Origin of the sequence: Bacillus sp. CGMCC 1.60114, assembly GCF_042676365.1 — a bacterium.
Lineage (GTDB): Bacteria > Bacillota > Bacilli > Bacillales > Bacillaceae_G > Bacillus_A > Bacillus_A rhizoplanae_A.
The window spans coordinates 26,236-46,636 of the sequence record NZ_JBHTHG010000014.1 but is presented as its reverse complement, the minus strand read 5'-3'; the positions used below and the strand labels follow the sequence as shown (position 1 = coordinate 46,636).

18 protein-coding genes and 1 riboswitch are annotated in these 20,401 nt (G+C 34.5%); of the genes, 4 read left to right on the top strand and 14 right to left on the bottom strand.

What is annotated here, in order from left to right; all coding sequences use genetic code 11:
* Positions 1 to 61: 61 nt before the first annotated feature.
* Positions 62 to 201, bottom strand: a riboswitch (cyclic di-AMP (ydaO/yuaA leader).
* Between the two features lie 132 nt (positions 202 to 333).
* Positions 334 to 762: a DUF3995 domain-containing protein gene (locus ACFQZ1_RS07825; protein ID WP_377881563.1), complete on the bottom strand. Its 429-nt coding sequence runs from the start codon at positions 760 to 762 to the stop codon at positions 334 to 336.
* A gap of 196 nt (positions 763 to 958) precedes the next feature.
* On the bottom strand, positions 959 to 2,155 hold the full coding sequence (bcbE, locus tag ACFQZ1_RS07820) for a bacillibactin exporter BcbE (RefSeq protein WP_377881562.1): 1,197 nt from the start codon (positions 2,153 to 2,155) through the stop codon (positions 959 to 961).
* A 196-nt stretch (positions 2,156 to 2,351) separates the two neighbouring features.
* Here bcbE and ACFQZ1_RS07815 point away from each other — a divergent pair, with 196 nt between their 5' ends.
* Both ACFQZ1_RS07815 and ACFQZ1_RS07810 read left to right on the top strand, forming a co-directional pair.
* Complete coding sequence (locus ACFQZ1_RS07815) at positions 2,352 to 3,209, top strand: MBL fold metallo-hydrolase (RefSeq protein WP_377881561.1); 858 nt, start codon at positions 2,352 to 2,354, stop codon at positions 3,207 to 3,209.
* A 168-nt stretch (positions 3,210 to 3,377) separates the two neighbouring features.
* A complete protein-coding gene (locus ACFQZ1_RS07810) occupies positions 3,378 to 3,869 on the top strand; it encodes a YndM family protein (protein ID WP_377881560.1) in 492 nt (163 codons plus the stop codon).
* A 33-nt stretch (positions 3,870 to 3,902) separates the two neighbouring features.
* Here the strand turns inward: ACFQZ1_RS07810 and ACFQZ1_RS07805 are convergent, their stop codons facing one another.
* From ACFQZ1_RS07805 to ACFQZ1_RS07780, 6 genes are all read right to left on the bottom strand, one after another.
* A complete protein-coding gene (locus ACFQZ1_RS07805) occupies positions 3,903 to 4,418 on the bottom strand; it encodes a DUF3231 family protein (protein ID WP_377881559.1) in 516 nt (171 codons plus the stop codon).
* Between the two features lie 317 nt (positions 4,419 to 4,735).
* Positions 4,736 to 4,948: an alpha/beta-type small acid-soluble spore protein gene (locus ACFQZ1_RS07800; protein ID WP_377881558.1), complete on the bottom strand. Its 213-nt coding sequence runs from the start codon at positions 4,946 to 4,948 to the stop codon at positions 4,736 to 4,738.
* 375 nt (positions 4,949 to 5,323) lie between these two features.
* Entirely contained in the window at positions 5,324 to 6,652 is a 1,329-nt protein-coding gene (locus ACFQZ1_RS07795) for an MATE family efflux transporter (protein ID WP_377881678.1), read from the bottom strand.
* A 63-nt stretch (positions 6,653 to 6,715) separates the two neighbouring features.
* Positions 6,716 to 7,072 (bottom strand): GIY-YIG nuclease family protein, encoded by a 357-nt coding sequence (locus ACFQZ1_RS07790; RefSeq protein WP_377881557.1) that lies wholly within the window; start codon positions 7,070 to 7,072, stop codon positions 6,716 to 6,718.
* A gap of 35 nt (positions 7,073 to 7,107) precedes the next feature.
* Positions 7,108 to 7,872, bottom strand: coding sequence for a DUF2087 domain-containing protein (locus tag ACFQZ1_RS07785; RefSeq protein ID WP_377881556.1), 765 nt, complete (start codon positions 7,870 to 7,872; stop codon positions 7,108 to 7,110).
* Between the two features lie 283 nt (positions 7,873 to 8,155).
* Positions 8,156 to 8,782: a hypothetical protein gene (locus ACFQZ1_RS07780; RefSeq protein ID WP_377881555.1), complete on the bottom strand. Its 627-nt coding sequence runs from the start codon at positions 8,780 to 8,782 to the stop codon at positions 8,156 to 8,158.
* Positions 8,783 to 9,314: 532 nt separating this feature from the next.
* Between ACFQZ1_RS07780 and ACFQZ1_RS07775 the strand changes: the two genes are divergently transcribed.
* On the top strand, positions 9,315 to 9,773 hold the full coding sequence (locus ACFQZ1_RS07775) for a DUF6022 family protein (protein WP_377881554.1): 459 nt from the start codon (positions 9,315 to 9,317) through the stop codon (positions 9,771 to 9,773).
* Between the two features lie 454 nt (positions 9,774 to 10,227).
* Here the strand turns inward: ACFQZ1_RS07775 and fumC are convergent, their stop codons facing one another.
* The 4 genes from fumC to ACFQZ1_RS07755 form a co-directional block, all read right to left on the bottom strand.
* Positions 10,228 to 11,616, bottom strand: a complete 1,389-nt coding sequence (gene fumC, locus ACFQZ1_RS07770) for a class II fumarate hydratase (protein WP_377881553.1) — start codon at positions 11,614 to 11,616, stop codon at positions 10,228 to 10,230.
* Positions 11,617 to 11,853: 237 nt separating this feature from the next.
* A complete protein-coding gene (locus ACFQZ1_RS07765) occupies positions 11,854 to 12,951 on the bottom strand; it encodes an alanine/ornithine racemase family PLP-dependent enzyme (protein ID WP_377881552.1) in 1,098 nt (365 codons plus the stop codon).
* Positions 12,952 to 12,965: 14 nt separating this feature from the next.
* Positions 12,966 to 14,771, bottom strand: coding sequence for an IucA/IucC family protein (locus ACFQZ1_RS07760; RefSeq protein ID WP_377881551.1), 1,806 nt, complete (start codon positions 14,769 to 14,771; stop codon positions 12,966 to 12,968).
* Positions 14,755 to 15,948 carry an MFS transporter gene (locus ACFQZ1_RS07755; RefSeq protein ID WP_377881550.1) on the bottom strand — a complete coding sequence of 398 codons (1,194 nt, stop codon included), beginning with the start codon at positions 15,946 to 15,948 and terminating at the stop codon, positions 14,755 to 14,757. The genes ACFQZ1_RS07760 and ACFQZ1_RS07755 overlap by 17 nt, the downstream gene beginning before the upstream one ends.
* A 129-nt stretch (positions 15,949 to 16,077) precedes the next feature.
* On the opposite strand from ACFQZ1_RS07755, the gene ACFQZ1_RS07750 reads away from it, so the two are divergent.
* Complete coding sequence (locus ACFQZ1_RS07750; RefSeq protein ID WP_377881549.1) at positions 16,078 to 18,057, top strand: IucA/IucC family protein; 1,980 nt, start codon at positions 16,078 to 16,080, stop codon at positions 18,055 to 18,057.
* Between the two features lie 110 nt (positions 18,058 to 18,167).
* On the opposite strand, the gene ACFQZ1_RS07745 is transcribed toward ACFQZ1_RS07750, so the two are convergent.
* Both ACFQZ1_RS07745 and ACFQZ1_RS07740 read right to left on the bottom strand, forming a co-directional pair.
* On the bottom strand, positions 18,168 to 19,046 hold the full coding sequence (locus ACFQZ1_RS07745) for a TIGR03943 family putative permease subunit (protein WP_377881548.1): 879 nt from the start codon (positions 19,044 to 19,046) through the stop codon (positions 18,168 to 18,170).
* Between the two features lie 12 nt (positions 19,047 to 19,058).
* Entirely contained in the window at positions 19,059 to 20,039 is a 981-nt protein-coding gene (locus ACFQZ1_RS07740; protein WP_377881547.1) for a permease, read from the bottom strand.
* Positions 20,040 to 20,401: the final 362 nt, after the last annotated feature.

The window sequence follows — 20,401 nt, the reverse complement described above, 5'->3', positions numbered from 1 at the left end:
TTTTTACCATCAATAGAATAAAAGAAAACACTAGGTTGCACCTAGTGTTTTTACACACAAGTCCCCCCCTCTCAAAACGCTGACGAGGTTAGCTGTCGGATTCGGGCCTTGAGAGTAGCCCTACCTAAAAAGGATTCACCCCAAGTGACAATGCACAAAATTGGTTCCCCCGCTCCTAAGTGGATTAAGCGATATTCGGCTATAAAATTTGCTATTTGTTTGATAATATACTCCTCTAAATTATTATTGTAAAGAGAGAAAATACAAAAAATACAAACTATTAAATAAATTTAAATAGAAACTCCTTATTGATGAAAGGTTTCCTTCCGTATACTAATGACTATAAACTGCCACTACAAAAGAAAGTGCAATATACAAACAAAGCGGACTGTATAACCATGAATCATACACTGAAAATTTTGTTTCCTTTACCTTTTTAAAGATCCCGACATACTTCCTATCACCAACTGCACGTAACAAGAAAATTCCAGCTAAAGCCATACATCCCCATTTTGTATAACGACTCGGATTCCAGAAAGACAAGTATCCACTCTGTGCTAATAGGATCACAGCAAAACATAGAATGGCAAGTGCCACTAAGAAAGTCCCTATTTTCCGCGGAACAAAAGCATATTCTCTGCTATCTTTTTTCATCGGAAGAACAACCTTACTTCCCCAAGTTCCACCACATGCCCAGTACATATGAATAAGGCTAATTAACACAAGGATACCAGCGCCTACAATAATTAAAAAGGATGTCATTATATCCTCTCCCCATTTACGCCATTCTTTCTCCTCAATAATTTCGCTAACTTCTAATAACTTACCTTCTATTTCTTTTATCCCGCATTAACGGACAGTAAAATCCCCACCTCAAGATTGAAAGAGAAACGATGAAGCTTGGTGGGGGATAACTGCCCATAAAAATCCGATTGGTTCAACGTTTAAATTTGCATTTTTATTGAGCGTTTTTCGGTTTAATGCATAGTAAAGATAATAAAGCTCCTATAAATGCTAAAAAAATTGACAGATAAAATATATAATTATCCGGCCCTTTCATTAATACTGCAAACAACGGAGGGCCTGCAGCTACTCCTACAAATCGCATCGAGCTATAAAGAGATGTAATCGACCCTCTCTGTTCCTTCTGGACTCCTTCTGTTACTAGAGCATCTAAGCTAGGAAGAGCAACACCAATCCCAATTCCACTAATGACAAGACTCATTATAATGATGTAAATATTTTTAAAAAATATTGGAATGATTAATGTTACTCCTAATGCAAAAAAGCCAATACTTATACACCACTTCATTATTGTTTTCTTATCTCCAATCTTTTTTCCTGTTATATAAGAAGTAAGAGAAAGTGAAGCTAACGGTATAGCTAGTACAAAGCCTTTCCAAACGCCATCTAAATGATATCGCTTTTCTAAAATAGAGGATAAATAAAAAAGGACACCAAACAAAATGAACATAATAATGCCTCCAAGTAAAAAAATTGGAAAAAGCCAGCGTCCTTTCTCACATAAAATCAACTTCACATTTTGAAGAAAGATACGTAATGGAGGAGCTTCTTGTTTTTGTTTAGGCGGCTTCACAAAAAAGAAAATTAAAATAATGGATATTATACACAAAACCGGGATGAACCAAAAAGGAAGAAACCAAACAAATGAAGCTAGTAAAGAGCCTAAAATCGGACTTAAAACCTTTCCTAATGTATTTGATGTTTCAACTAGACCTAAACCAATACTCACTTGCTTTTCATCTTGAAACATATCACCGACACAAGGAATCACAACAGGCATTGCTCCAGCTGAGCCAATCCCTTGAATTATCCGTCCTATTAAAATCCATGTATAAGGATTTTCAAGTTTCCATGATACCCAACCTGTAACCCCTCCCCCTATAGCTGCTATCAATAAACTAGGTATAATCACTTTCTTTCTTCCCCACTTATCGGATAAATAACCCGCTATAGGAATTAAAATAATAGCGACAACAGAATAAACAGTAATGATAAGAGAAGCTTGAAAGTCATTAATATCTAATTTCTTTTCAATTAATGGAAGTACCGGGATTAACATGGAGTTTCCAAGTGTCATAACTAAAGGAACAGATGAAAGTGCCCATAAGCTCCATTTTTCTTTTTTATCCATATATGTAATATATTCACTCCTTAAGGGCTGCATTTCAAAAACATAATTTTAATTTTTAATACTAAAGTTACTATTCCCAACGCCTATGTTTATATTGCACGAATATATAAAGTAAATTATTAAAGTCGTTTGGAAAGTTATACTTTTTTAGTAAGTCCACATAATAAAGAGAAAATGTACAAAGGGGGGATCTCTTATGGGAGACAAATTAAATCAAGAATTAAAAAGTAGTTTTGACAATACAGTATTACCTTTAACTTCTCTTACTAGCGGAAAGAGTATAGAAGTTACACCTCATGTCTATTGTTTATGTATAAAAATTGTAAATGTATGTTTTGTAGGAAATCCTTCAAAAACAAATGAGTGGATATTAATTGATACAGGAATGCCAAAATCAACAAATTTAATTATAGAATTTGCAGAGGAAAAATTCGGGAAGGGCACAAAACCAAAAGCAATAATATTATCACATGGTCATTTTGATCATGTTGGTTCTGTAGTTGAGTTAGTAAAAAAGTGGAATGTACCCGTTTATGCCCATACATTAGAAATCCCCTTTTTAACTGGCAAAAAAGATTATCCAGAACCAGATGGATCCGTAGAAGGAGGACTTGTAGCAAAAATCTCCCCTTGGTTTCCAAACGAAGGAATTAATTTAGGTGAGCATATACATGAGTTACCTTTAGATGGAAGCATTCCTCATATGCCTGAATGGCGCTGGATACATACCCCTGGGCATACTCCTGGACATATTTCTCTATTCCGAAATACAGATCACTTCCTAATTGCTGGAGACGCATTCGTTACAGTAAAGCAAGACTCATTGTATAAAGTCTTAACTCAAGAAAAAGAAATAAATGGACCACCTAGATATTTTACTACCAATTGGCAAAAGGCTTGGGACTCAGTAAAAAAACTTCAGGAATTAAATCCTACAGCTGTAATAACAGGTCATGGTCTTCCTTTGTTTGGAGAGGAGCTTAAAGATAGTTTGCAGCATTTAGTAATGGAATTCGACAAAATCGCTATTCCTTATTATGGAAATTATATTTAAGACTGAGCTGGTTGTGTTTTATGAAGGCACAATCAGTTTTTTATTCAATTCGTGCATTCAGTTTATGTTTATAACTTCCAGTATTTTTAAAAAAATTATCAGCACAATATAACATAGGGGTTTGAAAGTAAAAAAATTTTATTGCTACATGAAAGTGGAGGAATACCGATGAAGCATATTGTTGCCTTATTAATTAAATATACCGCTATTAGTGCAGTACTACTCGTGACATTCGGTATATTTCAAAATATTTCGACTCCCAGACTGTTATTTATTTCATTAATAATCACAGGGGCATCCTATCTAATAGGAGATTTATTTGTTTTATCCCAGTATGGAAACACGGTTGCTACAATTACTGATTTGGGTTTAAACTTTTTTGGAATCTGGATATTCACTTATTTTCTTACAGATTTAACTCCAAATCGGATTATTACAGCATCTTCATTTTGGTCAGCTCTTCTTATTAGTGTCATAGAGATATTTTTTCATATTTATATGAAGAAACTGGTTTTACATACAGATGATAAATCACGTCAAGCATCTATACGTCATGATATGTATGCTACGGAGTTTTCAGATGAGTATATAGATCATTCCACAATACCAAAAATGAATTTATCTGAAAAAAGAAAAGATACAAATGATAAATCGGAATAAAAAAAGTGGCCTTTAGCCACTTTTTTTATTTGGTTAAGCTTGTTCAGAATTTCGAACATGTAATGGCGGAGGAACTACCCACCCTTTTTTCTTACTTAGACGTAGTAAAGTTACCCCAGCTTGTGCTTTTTTCATATGAAATTGTCCAAATAACATACCTACATCTTCTCGAAGACATTTTCCCATAACTTGACTACAAGTTACTAAACCTGCTGCAAGACCTGCAGAAACAGCCGCTGCAATTTCTGCATCGTTAATACGTGCACCAGGCGGAATATCCTCTATAGATGCAACAGGTCTTTCTGGAGGCGCCGGTGGTAAAGCCACTCCGTTCAGTTTTAAAAGAGATTTTAGTTCTTCTATTTCAGAAGTCATATCATTTTCAATTAGGTTTTCTAAGAATTTCTTCAAATCTTGATCACCTGTGTGATTCATAAATACTTGATGTCCAGCAATTGCTCCCTGCGTCGCAAGAAGATAACTCCAGATGTCGAATACTTCTCCATAATGTAAAGGCTCATTCTGAGGATTCCCACTTAACACACCCATTTTACGATGTCCTCCTATAGAAAATATTATTATAAAAATTCTTTTAAGTATTAAAAATAAGTTTTTAAGTATGTTTCTTCCAACAAAAGAATTCTTGTAATTCATGGGAAACACCTTACCCATAATCTATACATTTTGTTGTTTATGATAGAGTTTGCCCAACAAAATACTTAAAGTTGATTAAAGATTATTAACAACCTTTGAGTAAATATGTGATTATTATGATGATTTACCTTACTAAGATGCATATAGATAAAGAAAATATATAGGATATACATGCTTTAGCTTACTTTATTTTATTATGTTTTTAACTAAAATTAACGAGTAAATCCACCACTAAGATGTTGTTCAGCTAATGCTACTAAACGTTTTGTAATTTCACCACCAACAGATCCATTTGCACGAGCTATTGTGTTCGCTCCAAGTTGCACACCGAACTCTTGGGCAATTTCATATTTCATTTGATCAATTGCATTTTCTGCTCCTTGAACTAATACTTGATTACGGCTTCTACTATTATTATTTGTCATGTTATATCACCTCCTATATTTTTAATATGCTACCAATCATAAAAAACAGGCATTCCTTTTTATGGATATTTATTTAGGTTAAATTAATACACTTTCACCAAAACCATATAAAGTAAGACTTCCGTAAATAAGGGATTCCTTCATTCATCACTAATAGAAAGCCTACCCCATCGAGCATATACTAGCAGTTATCTCCCACCTCTCTTCTTCAATCTTTTCTGAATCTCAAGGTAGGATCTTATTGCTCAAAATAGCGGGATAAAAAACCCCCTCCAGATAAGCAATCTAGAAGGGGGTTTTTTGTTCACATCATTATTTTTGTATCTTATCTCTATTAACGCTCATTTGCTTAACAAGAAAAATGATACCAAACCTTTAGCTAATAAGACGCGTAATTCGTTTCTTCTTCCACGACAATCGATAGTATCCGTATTGTAAAAGTAAGCTCACAATAAATGCAGCTGGATATCCAATCCATATTCCTTTTATCCCAAGGCTCGTATGATACGACAGGAAATAGGCCACTGGAACTTCCACACCCCAAATCGATATAACCGCAAAAATAGTGGGCCACAATACAGTTCCACTCGCACGCATTGTCGCACCAATAATTTGCGCATGACCGAAAATTAAGTAACTCCATAACGTAATCATAATGAGACTATGTGCAATATCAATCGTACTCTGACTCGTTAAAAAGAGCGCTAAAATTTCTTTTGAGAACAAATAAATAAAAGAGATTAATATTCCTCCAATTACATAGTTCATAACAAGTCCCGCTCGGATTACTTTTTGCAGGCGATCAAATTGATTTGCTCCAATGGACTGCGCTGCAAATATGGAAACAGTAATCCCAAGACTCACCGCTGGCATCTGTACATAACTTGCTACTTGGTTTACTACTCCGTACGCCGCAGTTGCGTCTGATCCGAAACGATTTACAAAGGAAATAACGGCAATCTCAGATAATGAAACGAGTATCATATTAATACTTGCTGGGATGCCAAGACGTAATAATAATTTTGACAAGTCCCAATCCATGCGAAGATACTTTCGAACTGTTGCATCAAATTGCAATGGATGTTTCGTTTTTCTTAAATAAACTAACAGAATAATAAATGTAACAATTGTTGATATAACAGAAGCATATGCTGCACCGTACACACCAAGTTTCGGCAGACCTAACCAACCAAAAATAAGAATAGGTAATAATACCATATTTAGTCCTGTACTAACAATTAAAAAATAAAATGGTGTTTTAGAGTCCCCTGTACCACGCATAAAGGTCGTATAAGCAAAATATAAAAACAAAATTGGCATAGAAATAAATAGAATTCGTGCATAGTCAACACTTATATTAATTATGTTTTCTGGCGTACCAACAAGGCGCATAATATCCATTGTAAATACTCTTCCTATAATTGCCAAAACCATTCCAAGAACAAACGTAAATGTCAACGTTGTACCAACTATCGCTTTCAAACGCTCTTCATTACGTGCTCCAAAAGCCTGACCAATTAAAATTGAGCTACCAGAACCAATACCAATTACAAATGAAATAAGTAAAAAAAACAACGGGAAGAAGGCCGAAATAGCAGCTAAGTCATTAATGCCAAGCCAACGTCCCACCACTACCATACCAAACAGCTGTCCAAGCGACTGCAATACATTACTTAAAAGTAAAGGAATGAGAAACATAGACATAGAACGCCATATTGGTTTACTTTCTGTTCCTTCTTCATTTATTTTCAAATTTCATCTCCCCTTTTATCGAGATGCATCGCGGTTATATCCACGCTCTCCATATGGCTTTAAACTCTCTAACCATTTCTCTTCTAGTTTCTTCAATTCTTCTTTTGCGTTAAAATATCCAGTAGCTTTCTTTTTCAACACTTCTAATATTTCAAACTCAAAAGCATCTGCCCCGTATTCCTTCCAATCATCTTGCAATGCCTTATTCGTATGAGAACCCATATTAAGTAAAAGTCGTCTTCCACTCATAGTTTTTAAGTTCCTCGTACTCTCTACATACACTTTTCCGTTTTTCATATTCTTAATACAGTAAATTCCAGATTCTATTTCTGTTTCTTTATACAGTTGTTTTAATTCTTCTCTTCTATTCAATTTCCTTTCTCCTTTCACTTTCTCAATATTGTTCTCTATAATTTCACCCAGTACTGACTTCCATCAGTTGTTCTGTCTATGAAACCATATTCAATTAAGTATCTTCTTAACGTGACATAATCAGAATATACATTTTCTAAAATCTCATTAACTTCTTTTTCTGTATATTTTTGATTACTATCAAACTTTTTCACTAAATGTTTCAAAATAATTAATTTTCGCTTTTGTTTCTTCGGAAATGTAGAAAGCGGTCCGTCTAATCCTTCTGTAAAATGTGATTTTAAAACTTCTTCATTCTCTGCTTCTGTAATGTTATACCGTTGATCGACCATCGTAGCTGTACGGTGAATAGGGAGAAATTTAGATTGATTCGTCGCCTTTTCTTCTGACAACTCCATAAGCGCAAGAAACACCTTTGCTTGTTTCATCTTCTCCCTTAATGTAAAACGATGATTCCGAATTGTTGATGTGCTTCCACCGTCCATTTCCTTCACAATTTCTTTATCATTTAGACCCATATGAAAGAACTGTATCATCTTCTTCTGCAAGTCCGTTAAACCTGTTAACTTCTTATCTAATCCTAATAAATAGTCGAACATAGAAGTATGTTCATTTGCGATATGAAGCTGCGTAAACTTCTCTGCTTCATAAAAAACATTTTGCTCTTGATAAATAATACCTTTCACAAATCTAGCTCCGCACGCTAAACAAATGTATTCTTCAGTTTCCTTCTCGAATACATATCCTTTTTTCAATTCTTCTACTGAGGCATTCCAAAACCATTCCGAAATATCATTCATGCTAAACAATCCCCTAAAAAGTTTATTTTAAAAACAAACAAATTATGATTTAGTTTATTTTCATTTATAATATCACAACAAAATCAAACATTTAAACGTATCGTTTACCTATTTTCAAACACAAATAAATAATGTTTGCTATTTTAACAAATATTATTATCAGTTACAGAGTAAATTTATTTTTTCAGTATGTAATTACAAGACAAAAAACCGGTATTTAAACATAAATAACAAAGAAGTGTAACATATATATTTATTATTTACATCTCTTAGTCCACATACTTTATTTTGATGTTACAAGATGTTTTCCATTTGTGGTATTAAAATAAACCGCTACCATTTTTTTATTGTCGGCATTCCAACCTATTACTAATATCAGGGTAATTTTTGTCTCTGGGTCTTTTCTAATCATAAAATTATAGCCTTTAGCCCAATCTTTACCTGGATGAATATCACCTAATTCTAATGCTTTTTTAAGTAACTGAGGAGAGTCGTAGTTAATATCTTCCAATCTTATAAACCCTTCTTTAGGATAAGGAGAATCACCTTTCCCGGTTACATCCTTTGCTTCAACAATTTTCCCCTCATAGATAGTGACTAAAAATATTTTATTAGTATCTGGCACCCCAAAATCAATATTCCAGTATTTTCTTTTACCATTGCTCCCAATTGACTTCCCGGGCTTATCTCTGTCTATATTAACTCCCTGTAATAATTGAGCGTTTTTATTCCATTCCAAAGCAGAAGGATATGCAAGTTTAATTGCTTCTAAGATTGTTAATTCAGTTTTTAAATTTTCATCTTTAGGAGTAAAAGTTTGTGAAGCAGTAGAGTTCTCAAACAGTATGACACTGACTATTAATGTAGGAATTAATACAAGTAACAAGACCATCATTACTTTTTTTTTCATGCAACCACCTATCTAGTAATTAATATTAAAGACGATCAAATACCTCCTTTTACTTTTTATTAAATTGCTATATTGTTATTCATGAAGTTATTATAAAATGATAGTTTCTATTAAATACCAATTAATTAAGAATTATTTGTACAGTAACAATAATGTATGTTTTTGTTACAATACTTTGTTTGAAGTGCGTTGTTAAGCGATTTATTGCTTTTTTCTCAACAAAAATACGAAACAAAATTATTTATTCACCTTTTTGATACAGTTGATTTTAGGTTATTTATTGCCTTTTAATGTGAAGCAAACTCCTTAGCGTAGAAAAATCAAGGTTTTCACTTCCAAAAAATGTCTTAACGTAGGTTTTATGTCATTTTGTTGGCGAGACCCCTACAAGAGATATAGATGAAATCATGTTGCTTTTTTAAATGTCAAAAGTGAAATTCCTTTCGTCGTTTTACATAAAATGGAATAATATAAATAGCAGTAAGTGCTGACTGTTATTTATAAATATTTTCAATTTTAGGAGGTATTTAAAATGGGAGAGTTATCTTTAGCATTTAAACCGGACATGTCGATTAAGGAAATTGGGAGATTGATTGAGAACCATGTTATTTCTCAATGGAAGAGGGTACTCGAGGAAAATTACGATGAATTTTTACAATCCTATGAAAAAATAGGGGAACCCACATATGGACTCTATTCAACCAAACTGATGACCCCGGTATTTGACCAATTTAAAATGGCCGGTTTTATTGTCAATAGGCTAAATTTGCATGATTCCTTAGAAGAATGGGGTCCAATAGAAAAACGCGATCGAATGCTTTGGAGCGTAGTCAAAAATCAGCAAAACAATCCGATTGGTACCTTTATATTAGATTTATTTCATAACCACACTCAGTTTGAGATTCCAACCATGCCACGAATTTTTATCTTATCAGAAACAAGCAGAGAAAATATTATCAAAGCTGTGCGTCAGATTAGAGAAAGAGCATAGAGATTTTGGATATCCTTGTTACTTTTATTGGAACCTATGTAACGGACTAAAGCAAAAACCTTGTCACTCCCCCTATATAAAGAAATTGGCTATATAAACTTAGTTTCATTTTAATAGAACGTATTAGTTCTTTCTAATTAACTTAAGTTAACTACCGATAACGGGAACTATGTCGACTAAAATGAAGACCGCGCGGTCTTCATTTTTTTGTACACAGCTTATTAAGGGTTTTACTGCAACACCGGTTCTTCTATGTTGTAGTAAATGAGGTCATATGTTGTACAAAAAAAGAATAGATCAAGCACATAATCTCTACTTGTATCTATTCTCTTCATTTCCTCTCTTATAAAAACTATAATATTATATAAGAGATTTTATCTTAATCAAGAATATCCTGGTTTTTATATTACTTAATAAAACAAGTGAGAATCCTCTTTGTTATAAAGTATTTCATTTATTCCTTCGGCTCAATCATTTTCTTTGGATCTACAATTTCATCAAATTGTTCCTCTGTTAATAATCCTGATTGCATTGCTGCTTCTTTCAATGTTAATCCTTCTTTATGTGCATGCTTCGCAATTTTCGCTGCATTTTCATAACCGATATGTGGATTTAAGGCTGTTACAAGCATCAAAGAATTATTTAAATGTTGCCGTATCACTTCTTCATTTGCTTCAATACCTACTGCACAATTATCGTTAAATGAAGCAATTGCATCTGCTAATAATCTAGCTGACTGCAAAAAGTTATACGCTATAACCGGCTTAAAGACGTTTAATTCAAAGTTTCCTTGACTTGCTGCAAAGCCAATCGTTGCATCATTTCCCATGACTTGCGCTGCAACCATCGTTAAAGCTTCACTTTGCGTTGGATTTACTTTTCCTGGCATAATAGAGCTCCCTGGCTCGTTTGCTGGAATCGTAATTTCACCAAGACCACTGCGCGGTCCGCTTGCAAGCCAGCGTACATCGTTTGCAATTTTCATTACATCAGCTGCTAACGCTTTTAGCGCCCCATGCGTGTAAACAACTTCATCATGACTTGTTAACGCATGAAATTTATTTGATGCTGATACAAATTGTTTTCCCGTAAAATTACTAATTTCTTCAGCAACCATATTACCAAATCTCGGATGAGCATTAATCCCTGTTCCAACCGCAGTACCACCGATTGCGAGCTCTTTCATATATGTACTGCTTTCTATAATCATCCGTTCTGTTTTTTCAAGCATGCGATACCATCCGCTAATTTCTTGTCCTAACGTTAACGGCGTCGCATCCTGTAAATGAGTACGACCAATTTTAATAATATGTGAAAATGCGTTTATTTTTTCTTTTAGAGTTTCTTTTAATTTTTCTATTGCCGGTAATACCTGTTCTTCTACTGCAATAACACAAGCAACGTGAAGTGCTGTTGGAAACGTATCATTTGAACTTTGGGACATGTTCACATCATCATTTGGATGAATATGTCCCTCAAGTCCTTTTTCTTTTAAAATTTGATTCCCTCGGTTTGCAATCACTTCATTCACATTCATGTTAGACTGTGTACCACTTCCTGTTTGCCAAACAACAAGTGGGAAATGTGTGTCCCATTTTCCTGCTAAAATTTCATCCGCCGCCTCTACAATTGCAGTTGCTTTTTCTTCTGATAACTTTCCTAATTTTTGATTACTAATCGCTGCACCCTTCTTTAAAATCGCAAATGCCCGCACAATTTCAAGAGGCATACGTTCTATTCCAATCGGAAAGTTTTCCTTACTTCGCTGCGTTTGCGCTGCCCATAATTTATCAGCTGGAACTTTCATTTCTCCTAATGTATCTCTTTCAACTCTATACTTCATCGTTTCATCCCCTTAGAATATAATACCTTCTTTTTCATTTTACTAAAAATATCAATAAATAATAAATATTACCATTTTATTAAGAAAATATTCGTAACAATGATTCACACACTCTCCCGTTCTAACGATTTTCATCTCGAAATTTAAAGGCCATTGGCAATAATCCCTCCACCTCCAGAGTCAGGGAAAAGCGAAAAAAATAAGTGAGGGATGAAGCCCCCACTTATTTTCTTCACTTTATAAGATAAGCACTTTTTGCAGTACATCATCATATACATATTCTTTTCGTACAAGTGGAGAAACCATGCCGCTTTGCAATGCACTATACGCTGGAACGAATGTCATTTTATCTCCTATGCTATACGGTGTACTATCAGTTATATCAACAATTAAATGGTCACTGCTTCCACCAAGAATTTCAATATTTCTATCAGAAGGTCGTAAACCGCTAATATCAAGGTCCTGCCTTCCTATTGCAACAATCGCTCGTAGTCGCTCACCTTTATCTTCAAAATACGGGACTTGACCAAATGCATCTTTTCCAATAACGCCTTTTGGCATAGACGGCTTTCTTTTTATTTCAATGATTTCCGCTTCAATTGAAAATACATCTTGGTACATGAAAGAAATATTTTTTCCATACGCTGTTTCTTTCCCAAGAAAAATAGCTTCTCCAATCCGTAAAGAGTTAACACGTCCAATCTGTTTTCTTTGCATGATAAGTGGTAACGAACTTGAATTACCACCCGAGATAAACCGAAGCTGTTTTCCAATTTCCTTCTCTACTACTTTTGCTAATTGCGTTAATTCTTGCAAAGAATGTTCAGTTGGAATAACACCGCTAAAGCAGGTAAAGTTTGCTCCAATACCATCGAGTATAATTCCAGGTATATTCGATACTCTCTGCGCTGATTCCACCACTTCATATGGCATCATTCCTTCTCGAAGATCACCTAAATCAACCATTAGAATCACACGATGCGTTGTTCCGTATCTTCTCGCTGCTCTTCCTAATGCCTCTATGATACATAGTTCAGAGTTCAAACTAATATTTGCCCAAAGAACCGTTTCTTCTACTTCTGATAAAGCTGGTGCACGAATTAATAAGAGCTCAGCCTCTTTTCCAACAATAGAACGAAGTTTATAAAGATGCTGTAATCTAGAATCAGCAAATTTTGTATACCCTGCCTCTTGAAGCGTTTCAATCACTTCTTCTGCAGCGCCGACCCCTTTTGTTACAGGAAAACATACAATATTTGAACGCTCGCATAATCGTTTCATTATCATGGCATTATACTTCAATTTTGAAAGGTTTACTTTCATGTTAGGCAGCATATTCATTCCTCCTATTACATACAAAGCGGATTATGAAAACTTGTATATAAATAAGATTTTGCTTGATCTTGTATTCTCATTGAGAACAATGCTTTCGTTTCAATTTGCTTTGCAAATATAGCTGCCTTTTGCTCTTCAGTTGCATCTACCATGTATTCTTCAACAATAGCAGCAACAATTCTCCATAACTCTATTTCCTGTACGTTATCTATCGAGCGGGCTAACGTAAATAATACATCCCCAAAATGGTTTTGCAGTACCGAATGAATAAACTTGTTATAAACCTCATTCATATCATCTGTAAATACAACCGCTTCTTTAACCTCAGAAATGTCCACTGACTTCGCTAATGTCTTTTTATGAATTCTCACTCCTCCTAAATCACGTACAAAAATACGTTGGACCTCTCCGCCTTTTGTAACAATAATAGAGTTTTGCATATGTCCTTCTAAAGCTATTCCATATTGTAAAACAAGCTGCAGTAAAGGAATCATAACTCTCTCAGTGTAATGAGCGACATAGTGAAATACCTCTTTTTTGCCAATTGTTTCTGTTCCAAAATATGTACGCATCATATCTACAATAATAGGCTCTCCTTCTTTTAATGGATTGCTTGCTGTTAAACTAGCTCCAACCCATAGTAACTCTCCCTCTTGCCTATATGTATTTGGACTTTCTCGTAAAATAAATGCTAGATTTCTTCCTAAATGAAAATCATCATTTTTAGTATAAGTAGCTCCAACTCGTTCACGAACAACAATTACTGATTGTGATAGCTCTTTCTCTTTTGCATAAATCTTATCAAATAGCGTAGAAAGAATTGGCCCATTTACAGTTATTTCTGATGACACTGTTCGAACTGCACTTGTGGCTTGCGCACGTACTGGAAGCTTAACATGGTACGGTAATTCTAATAGATTCATTGTTCGAAATGAAAGCGTTGCTTTGGACGAAAGCTGATATGGAATCGGAATAATACGCCCTTCCTCTAAATCTTCCCCATACTCCTCTATTAGTACATGCTCATATTGCCATGGGTGAACAAGAAATGGATAGTAGTCTTCTATTTTGTCCCTTCTGTTTCCTAATAGTCCAGAAGCCGTTTCATATAAATCTGGTAAATTTTCGTATAATAAAGGTTGTGCAAAGCTATCTCCTGTAACTACTGTTACATCTTTATGAACAAGCAATACATATAACGGAACAAATTGCTCAAATTCCGGAGCATAACGTTTTACTTCCTCTTTTGATAAACCAAGTTTTGTTTTTGTGGAAGGATGAAGTGGATGCCCTTCGATTACTAATGACTCTGTATATAATAATTCGTCAAACGACATACATTTTTTTAGTTCTTCAAGGAATTGGCATAGATTATTTGGTTTGTATTTTGCAAAAAACATCAAATTTGTTTCAAGCTGCTGCTTTACCCATTCTTGTTTTTGTTCCCATGCTTCATAAGCTAATTCTAAATTCTCTACACTGTTCTGTAATTCTTTCTGCAAGGAATCTGAAACATGAAGCTGAAAGAATGGTGCTACTTCCGCAAAAAACATTTGTAATGAATCAATCCATCTCACATGCCCTCTTACTTTAAACCGGAGCGGAAAGGAAAATTCGTATCGTTCAAATGCCCCTTCTTGTTGCACTTCTAATAATAATTCTGCTTCATTCATACAATCGATAATTTCAATACCATAATCATGCTTTAGCACAGCACAACTTTCTAATAAATTTTTTTCACGAATTAGCGCATTACAAAAACGATTTAAAATACGATATTCTGCTTGTACTCGATTAGCTTGTTTACTTTGAATGGACAAAATTCTTCACCTTCCCTTTTCGTTGTTTCACTTTTATATACTGAAATGCCAATGGGATCATACATAAAGTACCCATCATCACAAATGTTTCAGAAATCCCCACGTATTCAAGGGCATAACTTACTACAATTGAACCGAGTGGAATCATACCTCGATCCATTAATACAACACTAAGCATAAGTCCTCGTTCTTCTTCACGAACATTGTTTTGAAAATACACACGGTTACTAGAACGTAACAACTGTCCAAAAAGTCCGATAGAGAATAATAGTATAAAAAACACAAATGTATTACTAATAATGAGGAGCACTATACTAATAGAAAACAAAACTAAACTCATGTAATAAATCTTAATTTCTGAAATATACTCTAATATTCTAGGAAGAATAATAGTTGCTATAATGGCGCCTATTGCCGCCGAAGACATCGCAATGCCGAATACTTCTGCATTCTCAATAAATTGATGAGAAACAAGTACAGGCAGTGCTGACGTATATGAAAAGCCAAAAGCCATTGTAATCATTGATGTGATAAAAATATTTCTTCCCATATGATCATGAGAGAAATATTGGACAATTTGTTTCCAACTTGCTTTTTTCTTTTCTTTTCGTTTTTTCATCGTTCGATCTTTCATTGGTAATACAAGAATGAATGCAATAAGTGAACAGATTGCCTGCATTGTAAATGTAAGTTCAATATGTCCCCCCGCGATTAGAAATCCAGCTACTGCCGGCCCTGTCGAGCGACAAGCATTCATCACAAACGAATTCATAGATATCAGTTTACTAATTTGATTGTTCGTATCAATATCCGAAAGAAGCGTATTTCGATTTGGTGTTTCTAATGCACTAATTACTCCCCTTACAAATGAGAAAAGAAGAAAAATAAAAAACGAAGGAGTAACAAACACAACATAAATAGCAAGTACTGTTGTAACCACTAGCCCCCAAAATGAATACGACTTCATTAACTTAATACGCGGATACAAATCGCAAAGCTTCCCTGCATATACACTAAACAATGCAATTGGAATAAGCCGTACAAAGTTTATCCATCCTAAATATGTAGCACTATGATACAAATCATAGACGTACCAATTGATTGCAGTCATTCCAAGCCAATTCCCCATAAATAAGAAAAATGAACTACTAAAAAAGAGTTTACGAATACGAACCACCTCGAATTTTTTGTTGCATTTTTAAATGTATCTTTTATAATTGAAATTGATTATCAATATCACTGTAAAAACAATATAAAATATTCCAACTTCTTTGTAAAGACTTAAAAATTGAGAAAGGTGGTTTCTATGAATCTTAATAAAATTCAAACATTAGCAGTAGAGGAACAAAACTTACTTTCTTTTTTACAACAACATTACGCACCACTACACGAAACATATCAACAAATGATTCCAAAAGGACGAGCTGGTATACTTGAACGATTGCTATCGTCCTTCATACGTGAAAATATATGTAACATGGTAGAGGCTGGCATTACATTTCAAAAACATAACGAAATATTTGTGCCATTTTCAGAGCATCGTTGCCCTGACTATTTACTAGATTATATAAACACTCATATTCATCGATTCGATGAGTTTCCAATGATACAGGGACTATATTTCAAACAACAAAATACATATCTACTTATACCGATTCAACACATATATGCTTTTGAAAGACCTGTTGTAAAGGGACCGTACATGCTCGTCTCACCATCTAGTCAAACAGAAATTACGCATCCAAATGAAGTATTGGCATTGTTACTACATGAAGATTGGCAAGGACCGCATTCCTATTTTCATATGTTTGAAGATGATCTTGCAAATAGCGCTGCCAATTTAGCTCTTGCTTATGCATTTCATGAACAAACTGAGAATGTTTCAACACTACAAGCAGCTTTGGGGGCGCAAGATCCATATGCCTTTTTTGAGCAACTCGTTATAGAAGGTCACCCTTGTCACCCTGGTGCAAAAATGAGAAAAGGTTTAAGTCCGGAGGAAACACTTGCCTATTCAGCTGAGTTTAAAAATACAATTCCATTGTGCTTTGTAGCTGTACACCAAGATTATGTAAGCGCTGCTTTTATGGAAGAACAAAATTGGAATGCATTATTGTTTTCTTTTGAACCTGTACTTCAAGTAGAAGCAGAAATAAGACTTGGCGATAAAATAGATGACTACATTCTATTACCGATTCATCCATGGCAAGCTACTCATACGTTACGTGAAATTTACAATGATGAACTCGAAAAACAAATCATCATTTTATTCGATTACGAAGCGAATTATTTAGCAGGCATGTCATTTCGTACAATCTTCCCTGCACAATATGAAACGATTAGACCGCATTATAAACTGACAACAAATATTCATTTAACGGGAGAAGTGCGGACATTATCAGAACAAACCATTCATAACGGGCCAATTATGAGCAACATTTTAAAACAAATTGTTACTCAAGATACGATGATTGACGAAACTCACTTTGTTCCAATTATGGAGCGAGCTGGCGCTCATTTTCTTCATCCAAATGACATAGACAAAGAAACACAAACATTACGAAGTGAAAATCTCGCTTGTGTCATTCGCGACAACATTCATGCTTATGCAAAACATGATGAATGGGCTATTGTCGGTTCTGCCCTTGTCGCTTCTGTACACGGTGCAAATAAACCAGTTATAGCAGAACTAATTGAGTTGTATAAAGATAGTCATGACCTACCATTACATGATGCAATTGTTATGTTTATTGAAAAATATGTAACAAATGCTCTTATTGGTTTTATTCCGCTCATGGTGAAATACGGCATTGGATTAGAAGGCCATCTGCAAAATACAGTACCTGTATTTAAAAAAGATGGTACACCAGATCGCCTACTTGTACGCGACTGGGAAGGTATTCGTGTTCATCGTGGTCGTTTACAAAATGCAGGATTTGATATAAACATGTTTCATCATAAATCAAGAATTCTAGTGGATGATGAAAAGGGTATGCGTAATAAAGTATTTTACTCTGTTATGCAAAATCACTTTGGAGAATTATTTTTACATATTAGCCAATTCTATCAGCTAGATGAACAACTGCTATGGAATATTGTAAAACGAGTCTTGAACAATATTTTTATAGATTTACAAAAAGATTCTAACTATAAAGAGCATGCAACCTCTGACTATGCTGTCTTTTTTGCGGATAAAGTAGATTATAAAGCTTTAACTCTTATGCGTATAATGGGAGAAGCTCATTCCTATTTTTATGTGAAAGTTGACAATCCTTTATGTAAGTGAAGTAAAGACGAATGATTTTATATCCTCAATAAACTGTGAAATAAATTGCGAAGAAGTTATTATTTGGCATACAAATTAAGATGAGCTCAGTTACGGGCTCATCTTTTTGTTTACGGTATTAAATTCTCGTATACATACGGTTGCTTCGGAGCCTCTATTTTTTCTACTTTATTTGCTTTTACAAGTGGAAATAAAGCTCCTCTATAGGTTGTCTCATCTAATGTTCCTCTAATCGTAACCCACGTTTCATTTTGTAATTTAGTAATTTCTTCGCCGGAAACAATCATTCCATAAACGGTAGCATCTGCTATGCAACATGTAATACCGTAACGTGCAACTACAACTTGCTCTCCTTTCACATCTGTATCACGGTATATAAACCCAGAAAAAATAATATCTTTCCCTTTAAACCCAATAACATCACGACTAATTATATCCATAGCCGCCATATAGTTTGTATCATTTATTTGTATACTTTTCTTTTTCAGCAACTCCTTTTCTAGGTCATCAGATGGTGCTTGAGAACTTGCTTGAGAACTTGGTACATTAGCAGTTTGCGGTTCCTCTCCATCTACTAATAATCTCTTCCAATCGTCATTTTCTTTTTGTGGCTTCGTTTGTGTACTTTGATTCATTCCGCGCTTGGCAGCAACACTTCCATCAAGTGATACACTTGAAAATAAAAAGGCACTGATAATAGGTATAAGAAATAATCCATAAAAGAAGCAAGTCCCTATTTTCGTTTTTGGGAGAACATGTTCCTCGCAGCAATGACATGCCTTTAACTTTTCATTTCCACTTCGCCACACTTGTAAACAGCCAAGTAACAAAGACACAATGGTTGTTACATAAATAAGTTTTATCATACGCGGTGCAATAAAGTTATCAATATGTCCCGTAATAAGCAGTTTGAATAATAACATCGCAAATCCAATCAATATAATGCCGCGAATATAAATATGAAATCCTCTTTTCTCCTGCTCCTCCACCTTCTCCGCCTCCTATTTCATGGTAAGTTGAACGATAACATATACGCTAATCGTCACAATCGCCATAAACAGAAACACAAACTTCTTTTGAAAATATGCAAATAACATAATTGTATTTTTCAAATCTACCATTGGTCCGAATACTAAAAAAGCGAGAAGAGCTTTTGTTGAAAAAATGTGACCAAATGATGCTGCAATAAATGCATCTGCTGCAGAACAAAGAGATAAAACATAACCAAGTGCCATCATAACAAGTGGAGAAATGAGATTACTGTTCGCTAATTCGGCAAGAAAATGACGATCTAAAAATGTTTGAAATAAGCTAGCTAAAAATGCACCAATTAACAAATATTTTCCTGTACTAAAAAACTCATCTGCCGCATGCGAAGCAACCTCCTTCCAACTCCTTTTTGAATGCTGATGTTCACTTATCATACTGCTTTCTTTCAATACATTTTTGTTACGATATAAGTAATAAACGATACCTCCGATACATATAGCAACAAGAACAGCGAGTCCAAAACGAGCGTATACAATTGTGGGATTCATACGAAACGCATAGTATGTTGAAAAAAATACAACCGGGTTTAATATAGGAGCACTAACAAGAATAACCATTCCTACATGAAGTGGTAGCCCTTTTTGAATCAGTCTTCTTACAATTGGAATAATTACGCACTCACACATCGGGAATAAAACACCAACAAATGCTGCTGGAAACATGGCAACAATAGGATGTTTAGGCAACACTTTCTTTATTATATCTTCTGTCACAAATACTTGAATAACCGCTGAAATTAATACACCAATAAATATGAATGGAACTGCTTCAAAAAAGATACTTAAAAAAATTGTATTTACATTCATCCAATTTTTAGGGATCAGTGCTTGCAACGATGATACATTTGTAAAATCAACAAAAAATAATAAGAACACAAATAGTGCGATTAACATTGTACCAATAATTTCTCTAGAAATCCGTGCAAGTGTCATCACAATCTCCTCCTTTATATTGTTATCTCATGCTAACTAGCAATAAAGTAAAACTTCCATCAGTAAGGTTTTTCTTCATCCCACACTGATGGAAAGTACGCCCAATCAAGCTTTTACGGATTGTTATTCCCCGCCTATCTTCTTCGCTTTTCTCTGAATCTTGAGGTGTGGTTCTTACCGTCCGTTAATACGAGATAAAATCGCCATTTCAAAACTCCAAAAAATTTTAAAAAAACACTATTCGTAAGCTTCCGTGATCGAATTCCAAATGAATAAAATCCTTTTTGATAGAAAATCCACCTTATTGTAAACATATGCTTGTCCTCTTTTTCTATGACATGTTTCATTCGCAACATACTTAC

What these genes read in the sequence shown, in the direction of transcription:
- ACFQZ1_RS07810 (WP_377881560.1), top strand. Translation starts at nt 3,378, where the DNA reads ATGAAGCATATTGTTGCCTTATTAATTAAATATACCGCTATTAGTGCA.
- ACFQZ1_RS07800 (WP_377881558.1), bottom strand. Translation starts at nt 4,948, where the DNA reads ATGACAAATAATAATAGTAGAAGCCGTAATCAAGTATTAGTTCAAGGA.
- ACFQZ1_RS07805 (WP_377881559.1), bottom strand. Translation starts at nt 4,418, where the DNA reads ATGGGTGTGTTAAGTGGGAATCCTCAGAATGAGCCTTTACATTATGGA.
- ACFQZ1_RS07780 (WP_377881555.1), bottom strand. Translation starts at nt 8,782, where the DNA reads ATGAAAAAAAAAGTAATGATGGTCTTGTTACTTGTATTAATTCCTACA.
- ACFQZ1_RS07795 (WP_377881678.1), bottom strand. Translation starts at nt 6,652, where the DNA reads ATGTCTATGTTTCTCATTCCTTTACTTTTAAGTAATGTATTGCAGTCG.
- ACFQZ1_RS07825 (WP_377881563.1), bottom strand. Translation starts at nt 762, where the DNA reads ATGACATCCTTTTTAATTATTGTAGGCGCTGGTATCCTTGTGTTAATT.
- ACFQZ1_RS07785 (WP_377881556.1), bottom strand. Translation starts at nt 7,872, where the DNA reads ATGAATGATATTTCGGAATGGTTTTGGAATGCCTCAGTAGAAGAATTG.
- fumC (WP_377881553.1), bottom strand. Translation starts at nt 11,616, where the DNA reads ATGAAGTATAGAGTTGAAAGAGATACATTAGGAGAAATGAAAGTTCCA.
- ACFQZ1_RS07765 (WP_377881552.1), bottom strand. Translation starts at nt 12,951, where the DNA reads ATGCTGCCTAACATGAAAGTAAACCTTTCAAAATTGAAGTATAATGCC.
- ACFQZ1_RS07750 (WP_377881549.1), top strand. Translation starts at nt 16,078, where the DNA reads ATGAATCTTAATAAAATTCAAACATTAGCAGTAGAGGAACAAAACTTA.
- ACFQZ1_RS07815 (WP_377881561.1), top strand. Translation starts at nt 2,352, where the DNA reads ATGGGAGACAAATTAAATCAAGAATTAAAAAGTAGTTTTGACAATACA.
- ACFQZ1_RS07775 (WP_377881554.1), top strand. Translation starts at nt 9,315, where the DNA reads ATGGGAGAGTTATCTTTAGCATTTAAACCGGACATGTCGATTAAGGAA.
- ACFQZ1_RS07740 (WP_377881547.1), bottom strand. Translation starts at nt 20,039, where the DNA reads ATGACACTTGCACGGATTTCTAGAGAAATTATTGGTACAATGTTAATC.
- bcbE (WP_377881562.1), bottom strand. Translation starts at nt 2,155, where the DNA reads ATGGATAAAAAAGAAAAATGGAGCTTATGGGCACTTTCATCTGTTCCT.